The 18,672-nt window shown below is 55.3% G+C and carries 15 protein-coding genes, 1 tRNA gene and 1 other RNA gene; 11 read left to right on the plus strand and 6 right to left on the minus strand.

Annotated features, from left to right (window positions below; all coding sequences use genetic code 11):
• Positions 1 to 66: 66 nt before the first annotated feature.
• The 4 genes from ACMYSK_RS20435 to ACMYSK_RS20450 form a co-directional block, all read right to left on the minus strand.
• Complete coding sequence (locus ACMYSK_RS20435) at positions 67 to 1,005, minus strand: sugar kinase (RefSeq protein ID WP_434638208.1); 939 nt, start codon at positions 1,003 to 1,005, stop codon at positions 67 to 69.
• 3 nt (positions 1,006 to 1,008) lie between these two features.
• Positions 1,009 to 1,758, minus strand: a complete 750-nt coding sequence (locus tag ACMYSK_RS20440; RefSeq protein WP_434638210.1) for a sugar phosphate isomerase/epimerase family protein — start codon at positions 1,756 to 1,758, stop codon at positions 1,009 to 1,011.
• A gap of 111 nt (positions 1,759 to 1,869) precedes the next feature.
• Positions 1,870 to 2,886: a LacI family DNA-binding transcriptional regulator gene (locus tag ACMYSK_RS20445; RefSeq protein ID WP_434638212.1), complete on the minus strand. Its 1,017-nt coding sequence runs from the start codon at positions 2,884 to 2,886 to the stop codon at positions 1,870 to 1,872.
• 125 nt (positions 2,887 to 3,011) lie between these two features.
• Positions 3,012 to 3,674 (minus strand): OmpA family lipoprotein, encoded by a 663-nt coding sequence (locus ACMYSK_RS20450; protein ID WP_434638214.1) that lies wholly within the window; start codon positions 3,672 to 3,674, stop codon positions 3,012 to 3,014.
• A gap of 181 nt (positions 3,675 to 3,855) precedes the next feature.
• On the opposite strand from ACMYSK_RS20450, the gene ACMYSK_RS20455 reads away from it, so the two are divergent.
• Positions 3,856 to 6,186 carry a molybdopterin guanine dinucleotide-containing S/N-oxide reductase gene (locus ACMYSK_RS20455; RefSeq protein WP_434638216.1) on the plus strand — a complete coding sequence of 777 codons (2,331 nt, stop codon included), beginning with the start codon at positions 3,856 to 3,858 and terminating at the stop codon, positions 6,184 to 6,186.
• Here the strand turns inward: ACMYSK_RS20455 and ACMYSK_RS20460 are convergent.
• Positions 6,155 to 6,595, minus strand: coding sequence for an N-acetyltransferase (locus tag ACMYSK_RS20460; RefSeq protein ID WP_434644253.1), 441 nt, complete (start codon positions 6,593 to 6,595; stop codon positions 6,155 to 6,157). The genes ACMYSK_RS20455 and ACMYSK_RS20460 overlap by 32 nt on opposite strands.
• Positions 6,573 to 7,154 (minus strand): DNA-3-methyladenine glycosylase I, encoded by a 582-nt coding sequence (gene tag, locus ACMYSK_RS20465; RefSeq protein WP_434638218.1) that lies wholly within the window; start codon positions 7,152 to 7,154, stop codon positions 6,573 to 6,575. Before tag ends, ACMYSK_RS20460 begins: the two co-directional genes overlap by 23 nt.
• Before the next feature lie 229 nt (positions 7,155 to 7,383).
• Between tag and ACMYSK_RS20470 the strand changes: the two genes are divergently transcribed.
• The 10 genes from ACMYSK_RS20470 to dppF all read left to right on the plus strand — a co-directional run bounded on the left by ACMYSK_RS20470 (position 7,384) and on the right by dppF (position 18,322).
• The gene (locus ACMYSK_RS20470) at positions 7,384 to 8,028 is read left to right on the plus strand and encodes an autotransporter outer membrane beta-barrel domain-containing protein (RefSeq protein ID WP_434638220.1); all 645 of its coding nucleotides are present in this window, start codon (positions 7,384 to 7,386) and stop codon (positions 8,026 to 8,028) included.
• Positions 8,029 to 8,268: 240 nt separating this feature from the next.
• Complete coding sequence (locus ACMYSK_RS20475) at positions 8,269 to 9,471, plus strand: L-lactate MFS transporter (protein WP_434638222.1); 1,203 nt, start codon at positions 8,269 to 8,271, stop codon at positions 9,469 to 9,471.
• A gap of 364 nt (positions 9,472 to 9,835) precedes the next feature.
• Entirely contained in the window at positions 9,836 to 11,527 is a 1,692-nt protein-coding gene (eptB, locus tag ACMYSK_RS20480; RefSeq protein WP_434638224.1) for a kdo(2)-lipid A phosphoethanolamine 7''-transferase, read from the plus strand.
• A gap of 90 nt (positions 11,528 to 11,617) precedes the next feature.
• Positions 11,618 to 11,694 (plus strand) — tRNA-Pro (locus ACMYSK_RS20485).
• Between the two features lie 33 nt (positions 11,695 to 11,727).
• A non-coding RNA gene (locus ACMYSK_RS20490) (RtT sRNA) lies at positions 11,728 to 11,860 on the plus strand.
• An 811-nt stretch (positions 11,861 to 12,671) separates the two neighbouring features.
• Positions 12,672 to 14,279 (plus strand): dipeptide ABC transporter periplasmic-binding protein DppA, encoded by a 1,608-nt coding sequence (dppA, locus tag ACMYSK_RS20495; protein ID WP_434638226.1) that lies wholly within the window; start codon positions 12,672 to 12,674, stop codon positions 14,277 to 14,279.
• Positions 14,280 to 14,386: 107 nt separating this feature from the next.
• Positions 14,387 to 15,406 carry a dipeptide ABC transporter permease DppB gene (gene dppB, locus ACMYSK_RS20500; protein WP_434638228.1) on the plus strand — a complete coding sequence of 340 codons (1,020 nt, stop codon included), beginning with the start codon at positions 14,387 to 14,389 and terminating at the stop codon, positions 15,404 to 15,406.
• Between the two features lie 9 nt (positions 15,407 to 15,415).
• Complete coding sequence (gene dppC / locus ACMYSK_RS20505; RefSeq protein WP_434638230.1) at positions 15,416 to 16,318, plus strand: dipeptide ABC transporter permease DppC; 903 nt, start codon at positions 15,416 to 15,418, stop codon at positions 16,316 to 16,318.
• Between the two features lie 10 nt (positions 16,319 to 16,328).
• The gene (gene dppD / locus ACMYSK_RS20510; protein ID WP_434638232.1) at positions 16,329 to 17,312 is read left to right on the plus strand and encodes a dipeptide ABC transporter ATP-binding protein; all 984 of its coding nucleotides are present in this window, start codon (positions 16,329 to 16,331) and stop codon (positions 17,310 to 17,312) included.
• A complete protein-coding gene (gene dppF, locus ACMYSK_RS20515; RefSeq protein WP_434638234.1) occupies positions 17,309 to 18,322 on the plus strand; it encodes a dipeptide ABC transporter ATP-binding subunit DppF in 1,014 nt (337 codons plus the stop codon). Before dppD ends, dppF begins: the two co-directional genes overlap by 4 nt.
• Positions 18,323 to 18,672: the final 350 nt, after the last annotated feature.

Here is an 18,672-nt window from a genome sequence, read left to right on the forward strand (position 1 = left end):
GAGGTTTATGACGCCGCCGCCGTATGTAGGGTACAGGGGAGGCCGTTATGATTACGCCGACCTGGGTTATTCGCCCAGCGCCTCGCGTGTAGGTAATCCTTCGCTGTCTCCCTGGACCTGAATGGCCAGCGAGCCAATTTTATTGCCGCGCTGCACCGCCTGCTGCAACGTTTTGCCTTCCAGCAGGGCGCTAATGACGCCGACGGCAAAGCCATCGCCGGCGCCCACGGTATCCACGACGTTATCGACTTTGATGGCCGCGACGGCGCCTTGCTCACCGGTGGCCGTTTTAAACCAGGCGCCATCGGAGCCGGTTTTAATGATCACCGCCTGAACGCCGCGCGTGAGATAGAAATCGGCAATCCCTTCCGGAGTGTGTTGACCGGTCAGGACCATGCCTTCTTTGATGCCTGGCAGAACCCAGTCGGCCTGGTATGCCAGCTGATTGAGTTTGGCCACCATCTCAGCTTCGCTTTTCCACAGTACCGGGCGCAGATTCGGATCGAATGAAACGGTCTTGCCCTGCGCTTTCATCGTCGTGGCTGCCCGATCCAGCAGGGCGTACGAACTCTCCGACAGCGCAGCGGCCACGCCGCTTAAGTGCAGATGGCGAGCGCTGGCGAAGTAATCGGCGTGAAAGTCTTCTGTCGACAGGTGACTGGCGGCGGAGCCCTTACGGAAATACTCCACGATGGGATCGGTTCCATTTTCGACTTTAGATTTCATCTGGAAGCCGGTTGTATAGCGACTGTCTTCGCTGACGCCGCGCGCATCAATCCCTTCTTTGGCCAGGGAATGAAGGACAAAACGGCCGAAGCTGTCTTTGCCCACGCGGCTGACCCAGCCGACCTTCAGCCCCAGGCGAGCCAGGCCGGTGGCGACGTTCAGCTCTGCGCCGGCCACGCGTTTCATAAAGTGTTCCACTTCGGCCAGGTCACCGGTTTGCGTCGCGACAAACATCGCCATCGCTTCTCCGATGGTGATGACATCTAATGTGTTATCCATGGCTTATTCCTCGCGTAACAAATCTACATAGCGGCGGGTAACGGCCGTCAGGTCGTGGCCAACCAGCGGAAATTCGATCCCGCGCGGGGCGTCGGCTGGCAGGTTGTCGAGCAGGGCCAGCCAGCGCGCCGAAGCTTCATCAGGCGGTACGGCGCGATAGTGAGCATGGTGTGGCTCTGCGGCTTTCACATGGATGTAGCTGACGGCGGGCGCCAGGTGACGTGCGGCCTCTTCCGGCGAATCGCCGACCCACAGCCAGTTGCCCATATCGAAAGTCAGCGTGACAGGCAGTTGATTGACCCGACAGGTGGCTTTAAAGCGCTGCATTGGTGCCAGCTGGCCGCACTGGGTCTGGTCGTTTTCCACCACCAGCGGCATACCGCTCTCCAGCAGAATGCGGCGCAGCGATTCCAGTTCATTGTTGTGGGTGAAGTGGCCGAGGGATAGCTTTAACCACAGGGCGTTGAGGGTCTGTGCTTCGCGTAGCAGCGCCGGCAGGCGCGGGTTAAGTGAGCCATTTTCTTCAAACAGGGCTTCTGGTGCGGAGTAGCAGGCCAGCAGATTGTGGCGCTCGATGGTTGCAGCCAGTTCTGGCAGGTGGCTGAGCTCGTCAGCGCTAAATAGCTCACGACGAATTTCCACGCCGTCGGCGCCAGAACCGGCGATAAACGGCAGTACGGCGGACTGCCCGCCAAGTTTTTTAATGCAATCATGACCATAGGCGGCGGTCACGACAATAATCTTTCTGGTCATCTGACAAACTCCCGGTGCGCTGTAGCGAATCACTCTTTATTACGCTAGATGGTACCGGTTCCAAAGAAAAGGAGAGGATGTCTAATTTATGATCACCATCACGAAGGATGATTAACGGGAGGTTGATCCCCGCACGATCAGCTCGCCAGAAAATACCCGCTCGCAGATGGGGTCATTGCTCCCTTCAATTCGGCGCACAACCTGCTCAACCGCGGCATAGCCAATCTGCCAGGTTGGCTGCTTAAGCGTGGTAATGCCAACGCCTGCCAGTTCCGCCCATTCCAGCTCGTCGAAGCCGAGCAGGCCGATATCGCTGCCCCAGATCAGGTCGACTCGCTTGAGTGCGCGCGCAACCTGCAGCGTCAGGGCGCCGTTGGCGGAAATCAGCGCTTTGCGCATACCGCGGTGGCGGGAGTGAAACTGGCGCAGAACCGTATCCAGCATCGCGCCGTCGTTAAGCGGGACTTCGGCGTTTTCCGCCACAATGCCGGCGTATCGCTGGAGGGTAGCGCGGAACGCACTCAGGCGTTCGCGACGGGTGTTCACCGAGCCGAGCGGTTCGCTCAGGAACAGCAGGGCTTCAAATCCTTTTTCTACCAGATGCTCTGTGGCGGTGGTGGCGGCCTGGGTATTGTCCAGACCCACAACATCACAGGCGAAATCTGGAATTTTGCGGTCAATCAGCACCATCGGCAGCGCCGACTGTTGCAGGCGATTCAGCCCCTCTTCGCGCATTCCGACGGCGTTGACCACGATCCCTTCGACCTGGTAGCTGCGCAGCAGATCGAGATAGTGCAGCTCCTGGTCGAGCTCATTATTGGTATTACACACCAGCAGGGTGAAGCCTTTCTCGCGGCAGGCGGCTTCGATACCGCTGAGCACGTTGACGGAGTAGGGGTTGGTGATATCGGCAATAATCAGGCCAATCAGCCGGGTACGGCCATGCTTCAGGCCACGGGCCATCAGGCTGGGACGGTAGTTGAGTTCGGCAATCGCTTTTTCAATTCTCGCCAGCAGGTCATCGGAAAGCAGATGTTTTTCGCCATTGAGATAGCGTGAAATACTGGTTTTTCCGGTCTTTGCGGCTTTCGCCACATCGCTAATGGTTGCTCGCGCCGCTTTCGCCATGATCGCTTCCTTTGCTGAAATCTGGAGAACACCTTAGCGCGAAAATCCGCTATATCAAGCATTTTGCCCGACAAGTGACCATTGTCGGGCGCTGGAGACGGCGGCTTGAGAGCCGACCGTCGGGCTTACTGGAGCGGGCTGAGAGTGATTTCTACGCGACGGTTCTGCGCTTTCCCTTCCGCAGTGCTGTTGCTGGCGATGGGATTTGCCGGGCCCATGCCGCTGGTGCGGATGCGGTTTGCCGCTACGCCCTGAGTAATAAGGGCACTGGCGACGCTGTCGGCGCGCTGCTGCGACAGGCGCATATTCAGATCCTGGCCGCCGGTGCTGTCGGTATAACCCACGACGTTAACGGCGGTTTTCTCATACTCTTTCAGCACCATGGCCACGCCGGTCAGGGTGTTTGCGCCGGCCGGTTTCAGATTAGCGCTGCTGCTGTCAAAGGTGACGTTGTTTGGCATGTTCAGCACGATGTTATCGCCGTTTCGCGTGACGCTAACGCCGGTTCCCTGCATTTTCTCGCGCAGTTTTGCTTCCTGCACGTCCATGTAATAACCGATGCCGCCGCCCAGCGCTGCGCCAGCCGCTGCGCCAATCAGTGCGCCCTTACCGCGATCTTTTTTCGACGAGGAGAGTGCGCCGACGCCCGCGCCGACCAGTGAGCCGATCCCGGCACCGATGCCGGATTTACCCGCTTCGCGTTCGCCGGTATACGGGTTGGTGGTACAGCCAGAAATCGCCAGTGTGCCGCTAACCATAGCCGCAATCATGAGTACGCGTTTTTTCATGTTATTTCCTTAATCCTTTTTATTCTTTGTCACAGCGCGCGTGACGGTTGATTATGACGTCCAATTACGTAGAAAATTCCCCGGAAGCCCTCTCTTTTTGTAAATAACATTTTGTAAATAACATTGAGCGGCCGCGTAACAGACCGCCACAACACCTGCATTCGCTGACCAGGAGCTCGCTTTGCCAACCTCATCTGCAACTAAAACCATCTTAACCGCGGCCCACTGGGGGCCAATACTGGTTGAAACGGATGGTGAAAATGTCCTTTCTTCCCGCGGTGCGCTGGAGACCTCGTTTGCCAACTCGCTGCAAACCGCCGTGCGCGATCAGGTACATAGCAAAACCCGCGTGCGCTACCCGATGGTACGCAAAGGTTTCCTTGCTTCGCCGGATAGCCCACAGGGCGTGCGCGGCCAGGATGAGTTTGTGCGGGTAAGCTGGCAGCAGGCATTGGATCTTATCCACGCACAGCATCGGCGAATTCGGGAAAGTTACGGCCCGGCATCGATTTTTGCCGGCTCCTACGGCTGGCGCTCGAACGGCGTGCTACACAAGGCGGCGACGCTGTTACAGCGTTATATGAGCCTGGCGGGTGGATATACCGGCCATCTGGGGGATTACTCCACCGGCGCGGCGCAGGCGATCATGCCCTATGTCGTTGGCGGCAATGAGGTGTATCAGCAGCAAACCAGCTGGCCGATGGTGCTGGAACATAGCGAAGTCGTGGTGTTGTGGAGCGCCAACCCGCTGAATACGCTAAAAATTGCCTGGAACGCTTCCGATGAACAGGGGATCCCGTGGTTCGATCGACTGCGTAAAAGCGGCAAGCGGGTGATCTGTATCGATCCGATGCGATCGGAAACCGCTGAGTTCTTTGGCGAGGCCGGCGAATGGATTGCGCCCCATATGGGGACGGATGTCGCGATGATGCTCGGCATTGCCCATACGCTGGTGGAAAACGGCTGGCAGGATACGGCGTTTCTGACCCGCTACACCAGCGGCTACGATATTTTTGCCCGCTATCTGACCGGCGAGAGCGACGGCGTACCAAAAAGTGCAGAATGGGCCGCCGGGATTTGTGGCGTTAACGCAGGTAAGATCCGTGAACTGGCAACGTTATTCCACGAAAATACGACCATGCTGATGTCCGGCTGGGGGATGCAACGCCAGCAGTTTGGCGAGCAGAAACACTGGATGCTGGTGACGTTAGCCGCGATGCTGGGGCAGATTGGCACCCCCGGAGGCGGTTTTGGCCTTTCCTACCACTTTGCCAACGGCGGCAACCCGACCCGTCGGGCCGCGGTGCTGGCCTCGATGCAAGGTAGCGTAGCGGGCGGCACCGATGCAGTAGAAAAAATACCGGTAGCGCGCATTGTGGAAGCGCTGGAAAACCCAGGCGCACCGTATCAGCACAACGGAATGGACCGCCATTTTCCGGATATTCGCTTTGTCTGGTGGTGCGGCGGGGCGAACTTTACTCATCATCAGGATACCAACCGTCTGATTCGGGCCTGGCAGAAGCCAGAGCTGGTCGTCATTTCAGAGTGCTTCTGGACCGCCGCCGCCCGCCACGCCGATATTGTCCTGCCGGCGACAACGTCGTTTGAGCGTCACGATATGACAATGACCGGTGATTACAGCAATCAACATCTGGTGCCGATGAAGCGCGTGGTCGCCCCGCGCGATGAAGCCCGCGATGATTTTGACGTTTTTGCCGATCTCAGCGAGCGCTGGGAAGAGGGGGGACGCGCCCGCTTTACTGAAGGAAAAAGCGACCTGCAGTGGCTGGAGACCTTCTATCGGATTGCCGCGCAACGCGGGGCGAGCCAGGAGGTGACTCTGCCGCCATTTGACCAGTTCTGGCAGGCTAACCAGCTGATAGAAATGCCGGAAAACCCGGATAATGCCCGTTTTGCCCGCTTCGCGGCGTTCCGTGCCGATCCGCAGGCCAATCCCTTGAAAACCGCGAGCGGCAAAATTGAGATTCACTCGCCGACGATTGCTGGCTTTGCCTATCCGGACTGCCCGCCGCACCCGATGTGGCTGGAGCCGGATGAGTGGCACGGCAACGCTCGGGAAGGGCAGCTGCAGGTGCTCTCCGCGCATCCTGCGCATCGTCTGCACAGCCAGCTGAACCATACGTCGCTGCGGGAAAAATACGCCGTCGCCGGTCGTGAGCCTTTAACTCTGCACCCGCTGGACGCCCAGGCGCGGCATATTGTCGACGGCGATGTGGTCCGGGTATGGAACGCACGTGGCCAGGTGCTGGCGGGCGCCGTGGTGACGGAAGGCATTCGTCCGGGGGTTATTTGTTTACACGAAGGAGCCTGGCCCGATATCGACCCGCAGGCCGGTATCTGCAAGAACGGCGCGGTGAACGTCCTGACCAACGATATTCCGACCTCGCGGCTGGGCAACGGCTGCGCCGGCAATACGGCGCTGGCGTGGCTGGAAAAATACGAGGGTCCTGCCCTGACGCTTACGGCGTTTGATCCGCCGGCCAATGCATAATCCAGGTCGGCTGTAGCGTATCGTCCTGCCATGCGCAGTCTTCTATCCTGAAGCCTTGCGCATGGTAGAAACTCACCGCCTGAACATTTTTCTGGTACACCTCAAGGCTGAGCCAGCGGTAGTGCTGCTTGACCTCATTCAGCAGCGCGCTGCCTATCCCGTGGCGGATAGCGTCTGGCGCGACGAATAGCGCGCCGATAAAGCGAGACTCCATCACGCTGACAAAACCCTTTATCGTACCGCTCTCTTCCCATGCCCAGGTGCGGGCGGCAGGCAGATAAACATCGCGAACAACGGCCACGCTCTCATGCCAGTAGGTTTCGTTGATAAAGGGATGGGCATGAATCGTGCTTTCCAGCCACAGTACGAGCAGTGGCCGGGTCTCTTTAGCATCCCACTCGCGGATCATCATCGCCTCCCGGGTGACAGAAACAGCTCGTCACATGATCGTTAACCAGGCCGCAGGCTTGCATAAAGGAGTAGCAGATTGTGGAGCCGACAAACTTAAAGCCGCGCTTTTTCAGCTCTTTTGAGAGCGCGTCAGAGGCCGGTGTGGTGGTCGGGATTTCGGCCAGCGTGGCGGCATGGGAGATTTGTTGCCGATTGTCGACGAAAGACCAGACAAAATCGGTGAAGGAGTCGCCGCTCTCTTCCATTGCCAGGAAGGCGCGAGCGTTGCCAATAATTGCCTGAATTTTCCCACGATGGCGAATAATTCCGGCATTCTGGAGCAGGCGTTCAATATCGTCCTCATTCATCGCGGCGACGCGAACCGGATCGAACTGATGAAAGGCCTGGCGGTAATTTTCGCGCTTTTTCAGTACCGTAATCCACGACAGCCCGGCCTGCTGGCCCTCGAGGCAGATCATCTCAAACAATTTGCGGGCATCTCTTTGCGCAACGCCCCACTCGTCATCATGATACTGAATATAAAGCGGGTCCTGGCTAACCCATCCGCAACGCTGCATGTCTCTCTCCCTTTAGCAATAAAACTTACGCGTTCACCTTGACGGCTGAAAGATAAAGATAATAGTTAATACAGGGATACCGTTCTCAAATATACCCGCCATTCTTCAGGTTGCATGTGCATTGGCAGCATTCGTTCGCCCAATCACATTATTCAGGGTATTCAAGGGAAGCTTATCCCATAAAAACACAACAAGAATGCCGGTTTGGCTCTTTTCTGGAGTCGCATTAATGATAATAAAGAAATGCAATGGCCTTCGGGGGTTAATGCTCCCGGCGTGTGCAGCCGTCTGGGTCTCGTTTGTCGGTAGCGCGAATGCCTGGCAACAGGAATATATCGCTATCGATACCAAAAGTAACACCCCTGAACGCTATACGTGGGATAGCGATCACCAACCACGCTATGAAGATATTCTGGCGGAGCGTATGAATACGTCCGGCGATCTTCCCGGAATGGCGCTGAATCAGGCGGTTGCACCGCCAGATAGCGGCCACGGGATGAGCGTGGGCTGGAATTTTACGCTGGCTAACGGTATCACTTCAGGCCCGGTGGCGAGTTTGCGAAGCGATGTGATATCGACCTCTCCCGCGCGCCGTGCGCCAGAGAATCCCTATGTGAATACGCTTGGCTGGCGCATGGACTATCAGGAGCTGTGGGGCGTACATCCGTGGGCTCAGGTGAGCTACAACCAGCCGCTTTCTGCGGATCTGATCGGGCCAAATCGCGGTCAGGATGGCGCGTGGCGCGATGTCACCTTTGGGGCGGATATGTCGCTGAATTCGCACCTTGCTGCCTGGGCGGCGCTATCGCAGGCGGAGAATGCGACAACGGGAGCAAACTACCTCTATGTGATGGGGGTAAGCGCTAACTTTTAGCGTTTTTTTAGCATGCCAGAAACGTTTGTGTTACCTAAAAAACACAGCAATGGCGCATTGTTGTAAGGTAGTGGTCACTAACTTATTGCCGCCACTCTCATGCGCCCCCTCTTTTTCAATGCCATTCATTCCGGCCTGCATGCATTTCATTCCCTGCTGACGGCATTTCATGCCTTTTTTACCCTGGCGTTCAGGTGACTTCGCTATTGTGGCGGCAGTTAATTATTCAGGATATCTGCTATGAACGCTGCAAACAGTCAATATACCCGCTGGCTTACGCTTGCCGGCACGATCGTGACGCAATTCGCGCTGGGGTCGGTTTATACATGGAGTTTGTTCAACAGTTCCCTTTCCGCAAAACTGGACGAGCCGGTAAGCCAGGTGGCTTTCTCCTTCGGCCTGTTAAGCCTCGGTCTGGCGCTATCCTCTTCCGTCGCCGGCAAGCTGCAGGAACGTTTTGGCGTCAAACGCGTCACGATGGCCTCCGGTGTTCTGCTGGGACTCGGTTTTTTCCTGACCGCTCACGCCAATAGCCTGATGATGCTCTGGCTGAGTGCGGGCCTGCTGGTAGGTCTGGCAGATGGTGCAGGCTATCTGCTGACGCTCTCCAACTGCGTGAAGTGGTTCCCGGAGCGTAAAGGGCTGATTTCCGCGTTTTCTATCGGCTCCTACGGCCTCGGCAGCCTCGGATTCAAGTTTATTGATACTCACCTGCTGGCCACCGTCGGGCTGGAGAAAACCTTTATTATCTGGGGCGCTATTGTCCTGGTCATGATTGTTTTCGGTGCAACATTAATGAAAGATGCGCCGAACCATAGCGCGGCGTCCCACAACGGCGTGGTGGAGAATGACTTCACGCTGGCCGAGTCGATGCGTAAACCGCAGTACTGGATGTTAGCCGTCATGTTCCTGACCGCCTGCATGAGCGGCCTGTATGTGATTGGCGTGGCGAAAGATATTGCTCAGGGGATGGTGCATCTGGATGTGGCGACGGCGGCGAATGCGGTCACCGTTATCTCTATTGCCAACCTGAGCGGACGCCTGGTTCTGGGGATTCTGTCAGATAAAATCTCCCGTATCCGCGTGATTACGATTGGGCAGGTGGTTTCACTGGTCGGGATGGCCGCGCTGTTGTTCGCGCCGCTGAACGCAGCCACTTTCTTTGCCGCGATTGCCTGTGTCGCCTTTAACTTCGGTGGCACCATTACCGTGTTCCCGTCGCTGATCAGTGAATTCTTCGGACTGAACAATCTGGCGAAAAACTACGGCGTGATTTATCTGGGCTTCGGTATCGGTAGCATCTGCGGGTCGCTGATTGCCTCGCTGTTCGGCGGGTTCTACGTAACCTTCTGCGTTATCTTTGCCCTGTTGATTCTCTCCCTGGCGCTCTCCACGACTATTCGCCAGCCCAAAGGTGAAGTTTATCACGCAGCTCATGCCTGACAGGCCATCTTCGCGGCGTTATACCAGCATTTCCTGAGCCATTCGTGCCAATCCAACCAAATGTTTTGTAAATGTTTGGTTGGATCACATTCCCTCCTGGTACTTTTTCGTTTCTCTGTGGTCTACTTAGCGCGCTTTGTAGAGGTTTCTTATACTCTCCGTCCTTCAAACTGCCTTATTGTTGACTGCGCTCGCTCGCCTTAGTCACTTACTTAAGTAAGCTCCAGAGGATTCGCGGGCCCGTTATCTCAAGGCATCTCGAATGGGTTTGAGTAGTTAAACAACCTGAACGCACCCTATTAACCTGCTCGCTTATATTGCGTAAGCAAGGCGGTTTTATCTCTTCTTTTTCCAGGTTTCATGCATGAAATATATTAGAACGATGACACAGCAGAAGCTCAGTTTTTGGCTGGCGCTGTACATCGGCTGGTTTATGAACGTTGCAGTGCTTTTCCGTCGTCTTGATGGATATGCTCAGGAATTTACCTTCTGGAAAGGGCTTTCCGGGATTGTGGAACTGGTTGCCACCGTACTGGTGACATTTTTCCTGCTGCGTATTCTGTCGCTGTTAGGCCGGCGCGTCTGGCGAATACTTGCCACGCTGGTCGTTATTTTCTCCGCTGCCGCCAGCTATTACATGACCTTCCTGAACGTGGTGATAGGCTACGGCATCATTGCGTCGGTTATGACGACGGATATCGATCTTTCTCAGGAAGTCATTGGCTGGCATTTAATTCTGTGGCTGGTACTGGTCAGTACGCCGCCGCTACTGCTTATCTGGAATAACCGCTGCCGGCATACTCTGCTGCGGCAAATCCGTACCCCAGGCCAGCGGATGAAAAATATCGTTATTGTTGCTCTGGCCGGGTTAATGGTCTGGGGGCCGATTCGCCTGCTCGAACTACGCCAGAAGGACGTTGAACGCAGTTCCGAAGTGGATATGCCGAGCTACGGCGGAGTCATTGCCAACTCGTACCTGCCTTCGAACTGGCTTTCTGCGCTAGGCCTGTACGCCTGGGCGCAGGTGGATGAGTCATCAGACAACAAGTCACTGATAAATCCTGCAAAGAAGTTCACCTATGTTGAGCCTCAGGGGCTGGATGATACCTATGTGGTATTCATTATTGGTGAAACCACCCGCTGGGATCATATGGGCATTCTGGGGTATAACCGGAACACCACGCCAAAGCTGGCCCAGGAGAAAAACCTGGTTGCCTTCCGCGGCTACTCCTGTGATACCGCGACCAAACTCTCTCTGCGCTGCATGTTTGTGCGTGAGGGGGGAGCAGAAGACAACCCCCAGCGAACGCTAAAAGAGCAAAATGTCTTTGCTGTCCTGCACCAGATGGGCTTTACCGGCGATCTGTATGCCATGCAGAGCGAGATGTGGTTCTACAGCAACACCATGGCGAACAACATTGCCTATCGCGAGCAGATTGGCGCTGAACCGCGTAACCGTGGCAAGAGCGTCGATGACATGCTGCTGGTGGACGAAGTTAAGCGCTCGCTGGTGAAAAATACCCACGGTAAACACCTGATTATTTTACATACCAAGGGGTCGCACTTTAACTATACCCAGCGTTACCCGCGCAGCTTTGCTCAGTGGAAGCCGGAATGTGTTGGTGTGGACAGTAAATGTTCCAAAGCGGAGCTGATCAACTCGTACGATAACAGCGTCACCTACGTCGATCACTTTATTGTGAGTGTGTTGGATCAGCTGCGTGATAAGAAGGCGATTGTGTTCTATGCCGCCGACCACGGAGAGTCTATCAACGAGCATGAGCACCTGCACGGTACGCCGCGCAAGATGGCGCCGCCGGAACAGTTCCGTGTGCCAATGATGGTGTGGATGTCGGACAAGTATCTGGAAGCGCCTGACCATGCTGCTTCCTTTGCTCGCCTGAAAGAACAGGCGGCGATGAAGGTGCCGCGCCGTCACGTTGAGCTGTATGACACCATCATGGGCTGCCTGGGGTATACCTCGCCAGACGGCGGAATAAATGAGAATAACAACTGGTGTCGCACGCCGGATACGGGCAAAGCCGTAGCGAAATAGCAGGAGTGGCGAGTTTCTCGCCGCTTGAGCCATTTTTTCCAAATAAGGCATTGACGGGTGTGAGTCTCAGCAGTAAGATGCGCCCGCATTCGGTGATTGGCGCAGCCTGGTAGCGCACTTCGTTCGGGACGAAGGGGTCGGAGGTTCGAATCCTCTATCACCGACCAAATTTAAAAGCCTGCTCAATGAGCAGGCTTTTTTGCATCCGAGATTGATGAGGATGAGAACCTCCGGGGGCAAGAGGTTCGACTCGAGCGCAGCGAGAGAACGTTGCTTCAGCAACGGCCCGCAGGGCGAGCCACGCAGTGGCGAGTCATCCTCTATCACCGACCAAATTTAAAAGCCTGCTCAATGAGCAGGCTTTTTTGCATCCGAGATTGATGAGGATGAGAACCTCAGGGGGCAAGCCTCTGTCGCCCGGCCGGGCAGCGTGACCTCGGGAATATATTCAGAGTAGGTTAACGAAAGTTACCAAAAAACCATGAATCCCCATTTTCAAGCGCCTGTTAACTATTTTGTGACATCTTCCATTGTTTTTTTTTATATATGTATAGCCTCTTTTTTCGCGAAGCTTATGGCTAAATCCAGCATTTTACGCTGTGCGTTTTAACGTTCGCGCTATTAATCGCTCACATATTGGCCACATCGCAATAAATTTTCACCATTTACCAGAATTGCTTATCACTAGCTGTTACGAAGTATTAAGGCATTTATGCTGCTTGCTTGCCGCTAGCATAAATTTCTCTGCTGAAAATAGCGCCTTGAAGTTTTTTTAATCTTTGCCTGCTGATTCTCACCCCGGATGTAAAACCGGGTTGGCTGTATTGACGTTTACCCATTCTGTTGACAGATTGTAGGGCATGAGGGGCATTTCATGGAGAATCCGCACTGCAACTCAGTCGCTTTTGTGAAAGGAATCCCCATCTCTCTCAACGCTTTCGAGCACCACCGACCGGACCGGGTATATTCTAAATAGTTCGCGCTGCGGAAAAGCGGCAAGTTTGAGAATCTCCAGGAGCATAAATGACTATGTGACTGAGGTTATCGAGCACAGCCAACTTATCCGTCGCGAGAAATATGGCGAATAAAAATAAATAAAGGCCTGGCGGATATATGCAAACAACATCACATTTGGAGCAGAATAATGAGTATTTCCTTGAAAAAGTCAGGGATGCTGAAGCTTGGTCTGAGCCTGGTCGCCCTGACCGTTGCAGCAAGCGTTCAAGCTAAGACCCTGGTTTATTGTTCTGAGGGTTCGCCGGAAGGTTTTAACCCGCAGTTATTTACCTCTGGTACGACCTATGACGCCAGCTCGGTGCCCATCTATAACCGTCTGGTTGAATTCAAAACCGGTACGACGGAAGTCATTCCGGGCCTGGCGGAAAAATGGGAAGTCAGCGCTGACGGCAAAACCTATACGTTCCATCTGCGCCAGGGCGTGAAGTGGCAGGATAATAAAGACTTTAAACCGACTCGCGACCTGAATGCCGATGACGTTGTATTCTCGTTCGATCGTCAGAAAAACGCACAAAACCCGTACCATAAAGTGTCTGGCGGCAGCTATGAATACTTCGAAGGTATGGGCCTGCCTGACCTGATTAGCGAAGTGAAGAAAGTGGACGATAAAACCGTCCAGTTCGTACTGACCCGCCCGGAAGCGCCGTTCCTCGCTGACCTGGCGATGGACTTCGCCTCTATTCTGTCAAAAGAGTATGCTGACAACATGCTGAAAGCCGGTTCGCCGGAAAAAGTGGACCTGAACCCAATCGGTACCGGTCCGTTCCAGCTGCTGCAGTACCAGAAAGACTCCCGTATCCTCTATAAAGCCTTCCCGGGCTATTGGGGCACCAAGCCGAAGATCGATCGCCTGGTCTTCTCCATCACGCCTGATGCTTCCGTGCGCTATGCCAAACTGCAGAAAAATGAGTGCCAGGTGATGCCATACCCGAACCCGGCCGACATCGCGCGCATGAAAGAAGATAAGAGCATTAACCTGCTGGAACAGCCGGGTCTGAACGTCGGCTATCTCTCATTCAACACTGAGAAGAAACCGCTGGATAATGTGAAAGTCCGCCAGGCGTTGACCTATGCGGTAAATAAAGAAGCGATTATCAAAGCCGTTTACCAGGGCGCAGGCCAGGCCGCGAAAAACCTGATTCCGCCGACCATGTGGGGCTATAACGACGACGTTAAAGACTACACTTACGATCCGGAAAAAGCGAAAGCGCTGCTGAAAGAAGCCGGCATGGAAAAAGGCTTCTCTATCGATTTGTGGGCAATGCCGGTACAGCGTCCGTACAACCCGAACGCGCGCCGTATGGCTGAGATGATCCAGGCTGACTGGGCCAAAATTGGCGTCCAGGCCAAGATCGTCACCTACGAGTGGGGCGAGTATCTGAAGCGTGCGAAAGCAGGCGAGCACCAGACCGTTATGATGGGCTGGACCGGCGACAACGGGGATCCGGATAACTTCTTCGCGACCCTGTTCAGCTGCGCGGCTGCGAAAGACGGTTCGAACTACTCTCGCTGGTGCTACAAGCCGTTTGAAGATCAGATTCAGCCGGCGCGCGCGACCGATGACCACAACAAACGTATCGAGCTCTACAAACAGGCTCAGGTCGTGATGCATGATCAGGCTCCGGCGTTGATCATCGCGCACTCCACCGTGTTTGAGCCAGTGCGTAAAGAAGTTAAAGGCTACGTGGTTGACCCGTTAGGCAAGCACCACTTCGAAAACGTCTCTGTCGAATAATAAACAGTATGTTTCCCCTCTCCCTTAACGGGGAGGGGGGATTTACATTTGTGAGCAATACAGACCTCCTGTCACCAGGCAGGGCGTCACTATAGAGAATCCGGGTTATGTTGCAGTTCATCCTCCGACGTTTGGGACTTGTCATCCCGACATTTATCGGTATTACCCTTCTCACCTTTGCCTTTGTGCATATGATTCCCGGTGACCCGGTGATGATTATGGCGGGCGAACGTGGTATTTCCCCTGAACGTCATGCTCAGCTACTGGCTGAAATGGGCCTTGATAAGCCGATGTGGCAGCAGTATGTCCACTATATCTGGGGCGTATTGCACGGTGATTTAGGCATCTCGCTGAAAAGCCGTATTCCCGTGTGGCAGGAATTTGTTCCACGCTTTAAAGCCACAATGGAACTGGGCGTGTGTGCGATGATTTTCGCCGTCGCTGTCGGGATCCCGGTGGGCGTTCTGGCGGCGGTTAAGCGCGGTTCTATCTTCGATCATACCTCCGTTGGCCTCGCGCTGACCGGCTATTCCATGCCGATCTTCTGGTGGGGAATGATGCTGATTATGCTGGTTTCGGTGCAGCTGAATCTGACGCCGGTCTCCGGGCGCATCAGCGATACGGTCTTCCTCGACGATACCCTGCCGCTGACCGGTTTTATGCTGATCGACACCGCTATCTGGGGTGAGCCCGGTGATTTTATTGATGCGGTGATGCATATGATTCTGCCGGCCGTCGTGCTGGGCACCATTCCGCTGGCCGTTATCGTCCGCATGACCCGCTCATCAATGCTGGAAGTGCTGGGTGAGGATTACATTCGTACCGCGCGTGCCAAGGGGCTGAGCCGGATGCGCGTTATTGTGGTCCATGCGCTGCGTAATGCCATGCTGCCGGTGGTCACGGTCATTGGGCTCCAGGTGGGAACGCTGCTGGCAGGCGCCATCCTGACTGAGACCATTTTCTCCTGGCCGGGGCTAGGGCGCTGGCTGATTGATGCTTTGCAGCGCCGTGATTACCCGGTCGTGCAGAGTGGAGTACTGCTGGTCGCGACGATGATTATCCTCGTCAACCTGCTGGTCGATCTGTTGTACGGCGTGGTGAACCCGCGTATTCGGCACAAGAAGTAAGGGGCCATCATGTCACAAATTACTGAAAATAAAGTTGTTGCCGCACCGGTGCCAATGACCCCTTTGCAGGAGTTCTGGCACTATTTCAAACGCAACAAAGGGGCGGTTGTTGGCCTGGTCTACGTGGCGATTATGATTATTATCGCCGTGTTCGCTAACTTCCTGGCACCCTACAACCCGGCGGATCAGTTCCGCGACGTGCTGCTGGCGCCGCCGGCCTGGCAGGAAGGGGGAAGCTTTGCGCATCTGCTGGGCACCGATGATGTGGGCCGCGATATTCTGTCGCGACTGATGTACGGCGCACGTTTATCGCTGCTGGTTGGCTGTCTGGTGGTGGTGCTGTCGCTGATTCTCGGCGTCGTGATGGGCCTGATCGCCGGCTACTTCGGCGGCGTGATTGACTCTATCATTATGCGTATCGTCGATATCATGCTGGCGCTGCCAAGCCTGCTGCTGGCGCTGGTGCTGGTGGCTATCTTCGGCCCCTCGATTGTGAACGCCTCGCTGGCGCTTACCTTTGTTGCCCTACCGCACTATGTACGATTGACCCGCGCGGCGGTGCTGGTCGAAGTGAATCGCGACTATGTGACCGCTTCGCGGGTCGCAGGCGCGGGAGCAGTACGCCAGATGTTCGTCAATATTCTACCTAACTGCCTTGCTCCGCTGATTGTTCAGGCGTCGCTGGGCTTTTCTAACGCCATTCTCGATATGGCTGCTCTTGGCTTCCTTGGCATGGGTGCGCAACCGCCGACACCGGAGTGGGGCACGATGCTCTCCGACGTGTTGCAGTTTGCGCAGAGTGCCTGGTGGGTCGTCACCTTCCCGGGTGTCGCGATTCTGCTGACGGTGCTGGCATTTAACCTGATGGGTGACGGTCTGCGTGACGCGCTCGATCCCAAACTGAAGCAGTAAGAGGTTCGAGATGGCGTTATTGAATGTTGATAAATTATCGGTGCACTTCGGCGACGAAGGAACACCGTTTCGCGCGGTAGACCGCGTGAGCTACAGCGTTAACCAGGGTGAAGTGGTTGGCATTGTCGGCGAGTCCGGCTCCGGTAAATCGGTCAGCTCGCTGGCCATTATGGGGTTGATTGATTATCCCGGCCGCGTGATGGCGGATAAGCTGGAATTTAACGGTCGCGATCTGAAACGTATTTCGGAAAAAGAGCGCCGCCAGCTGGTGGGGGCGGAAGTCGCGATGATCTTCCAGGACCCGATGACCAGCCTCAATCCGTGTTACACCGTCGGCTACCAGATTATGGAAGCCATTAAGGCACATCAGGGCGGAAATAAGAAAACCCGTATTCAGCGGGCGATCGATCTGCTGACGCTGGTTGGTATCCCCGACCCCGCATCGCGCCTGGATGTCTATCCGCACCAGCTTTCCGGGGGGATGAGTCAACGTGTGATGATCGCCATGGCGATTGCCTGTCGGCCGAAGCTGCTGATCGCGGATGAACCCACCACCGCGCTGGATGTGACGATTCAGGCGCAGATCATTGAACTGCTCCTGGATTTACAGCAAAAAGAGAACATGGCGCTGGTCCTGATCACGCACGATCTGGCGCTGGTGGTCGAAGCGGCACACAAAATTATTGTGATGTATGCCGGTCAGGTTGTGGAAGCGGGTGATGCGAAGGATATCTTCCGCGCCCCGCGCCATCCGTATACTCAGGCGCTGCTCCGTGCACTGCCTGAGTTTGCCCAGGATAAAGCGCGGCTGGCGTCGCTCCCTGGCGTGGTACCCGGTAAATATGACCGGCCCAACGGCTGCCTGTTAAATCCGCGCTGCCCCTACGCCACGGATAAGTGCCGAAGCGAGGAACCAGAACTGAACGTCGTCGCCGGCAGCCGGCAGTCGAAATGTCACTACCCACTTGATGATGCCGGGAGGCCTACGCTATGAGTACCCATGAGGCCACCACGCAACAGCTTTTGTTGCAGGCCATTGACCTGAAAAAGTATTACCCGGTGAAGAAGGGGATGTTTGCGCCTGAACGCCTGGTCAAAGCGCTGGACGGCGTCTCGTTTACTCTCGAACGAGGGAAAACGCTGGCGGTGGTCGGCGAGTCCGGCTGCGGAAAATCGACGCTGGGTCGTCTGTTGACGATGATTGAGATCCCGACCGGTGGCGAACTTTACTACCAGGGCCAGGATCTATTAAAGCCTGACGCCACGGCGCAAAAGCTGCGCCGGCAGAAAATCCAGATTGTGTTCCAGAACCCCTACGGCTCGCTGAATCCGCGTAAAAAAGTGGGGCAGATTCTGGAGGAACCGCTGCAGATCAATACGTCGTTGAGCAAAGAACAGCGCCGTGAAAAAGCGCTGGCGATGATGGCGAAGGTCGGCTTGAAAGCCGAACATTACGATCGCTATCCGCATATGTTCTCCGGCGGTCAGCGGCAGCGTATTGCCATTGCCCGTGGTCTGATGCTGGACCCGGATGTGGTGATTGCCGATGAACCCGTCTCCGCGCTGGACGTGTCGGTTCGCGCGCAGGTGCTTAACCTGATGATGGATCTTCAGCAGGATATGGGACTGTCGTACGTGTTCATCTCCCACGATCTGTCGGTCGTGGAGCATATTGCTGATGAAGTGATGGTCATGTATCTCGGCCGCTGCGTGGAGAAAGGGTCGAAGGACCAGATCTTCAACAACCCGCAGCACCCCTATACCCAGGCTCTGCTGTCGGCCACGCCACGCCTGAACCCGGACGACCGCCGCGAGCGAATTAAGCTGACCGGCGAGCTGCCGAGCCCGCTGAACCCGCCTCCGGGCTGCGCCTTTAATGCTCGCTGTCGCCGTCGCTTCGGTCCGTGCACGCAGCTACAGCCGCAGCTGAAGAACTATGGTGGGCAGCTGGTGGCCTGCTTTGCCGTTGACCAGGATGAAAATCAGGAAAAACACCTCGCCTGATGTCTCGCGCTGCTGTCGAAGGGCCCAGAACTTTCGACAGCAGCCGCAATGCTTCCTCCGGGAAAAATAAAGCATTGAGAATGTACCTGGCTGATGTTTTTTAGCTTAAATAAGCAATTTGACCTATTTATATAACGATATAAAAAGATTAAAATATATTCCAGCAAGCGGCATGGTTATTTATTCTGCGTATTATTTAAAATTTAACGAGATAAAAAACTGGTTATTTTTAATGGTGCGGTGGGTTCAGGTTTTGTGGGCAAAGACCTCCTAAAAAATGGAGCTATCATTTCATATAAGAAATGGTAGGGTAACCACAAAACTATCAGTGAATTACGCCACCCTGACCA

The organism is Klebsiella sp. I138, assembly GCF_051131765.1.
In the GTDB taxonomy this organism is placed as follows: Bacteria; Pseudomonadota; Gammaproteobacteria; order Enterobacterales; family Enterobacteriaceae; genus Klebsiella.

Bases quoted from the DNA above. Each gene is read 5' to 3' on its own strand.
- ACMYSK_RS20460 (WP_434644253.1), bottom strand. From the start codon at position 6,595: ATGATCCGCGAGTGGGATGCTAAAGAGACCCGGCCACTGCTCGTACTG.
- tag (WP_434638218.1), bottom strand. From the start codon at position 7,154: ATGCAGCGTTGCGGATGGGTTAGCCAGGACCCGCTTTATATTCAGTAT.
- dppF (WP_434638234.1), top strand. From the start codon at position 17,309: ATGAGTACCCATGAGGCCACCACGCAACAGCTTTTGTTGCAGGCCATT.
- dppB (WP_434638228.1), top strand. From the start codon at position 14,387: ATGTTGCAGTTCATCCTCCGACGTTTGGGACTTGTCATCCCGACATTT.
- ACMYSK_RS20440 (WP_434638210.1), bottom strand. From the start codon at position 1,758: ATGACCAGAAAGATTATTGTCGTGACCGCCGCCTATGGTCATGATTGC.
- ACMYSK_RS20470 (WP_434638220.1), top strand. From the start codon at position 7,384: ATGATAATAAAGAAATGCAATGGCCTTCGGGGGTTAATGCTCCCGGCG.
- dppD (WP_434638232.1), top strand. From the start codon at position 16,329: ATGGCGTTATTGAATGTTGATAAATTATCGGTGCACTTCGGCGACGAA.
- dppA (WP_434638226.1), top strand. From the start codon at position 12,672: ATGAGTATTTCCTTGAAAAAGTCAGGGATGCTGAAGCTTGGTCTGAGC.
- ACMYSK_RS20450 (WP_434638214.1), bottom strand. From the start codon at position 3,674: ATGAAAAAACGCGTACTCATGATTGCGGCTATGGTTAGCGGCACACTG.
- dppC (WP_434638230.1), top strand. From the start codon at position 15,416: ATGTCACAAATTACTGAAAATAAAGTTGTTGCCGCACCGGTGCCAATG.
- ACMYSK_RS20435 (WP_434638208.1), bottom strand. From the start codon at position 1,005: ATGGATAACACATTAGATGTCATCACCATCGGAGAAGCGATGGCGATG.
- ACMYSK_RS20475 (WP_434638222.1), top strand. From the start codon at position 8,269: ATGAACGCTGCAAACAGTCAATATACCCGCTGGCTTACGCTTGCCGGC.
- eptB (WP_434638224.1), top strand. From the start codon at position 9,836: ATGAAATATATTAGAACGATGACACAGCAGAAGCTCAGTTTTTGGCTG.
- ACMYSK_RS20445 (WP_434638212.1), bottom strand. From the start codon at position 2,886: ATGGCGAAAGCGGCGCGAGCAACCATTAGCGATGTGGCGAAAGCCGCA.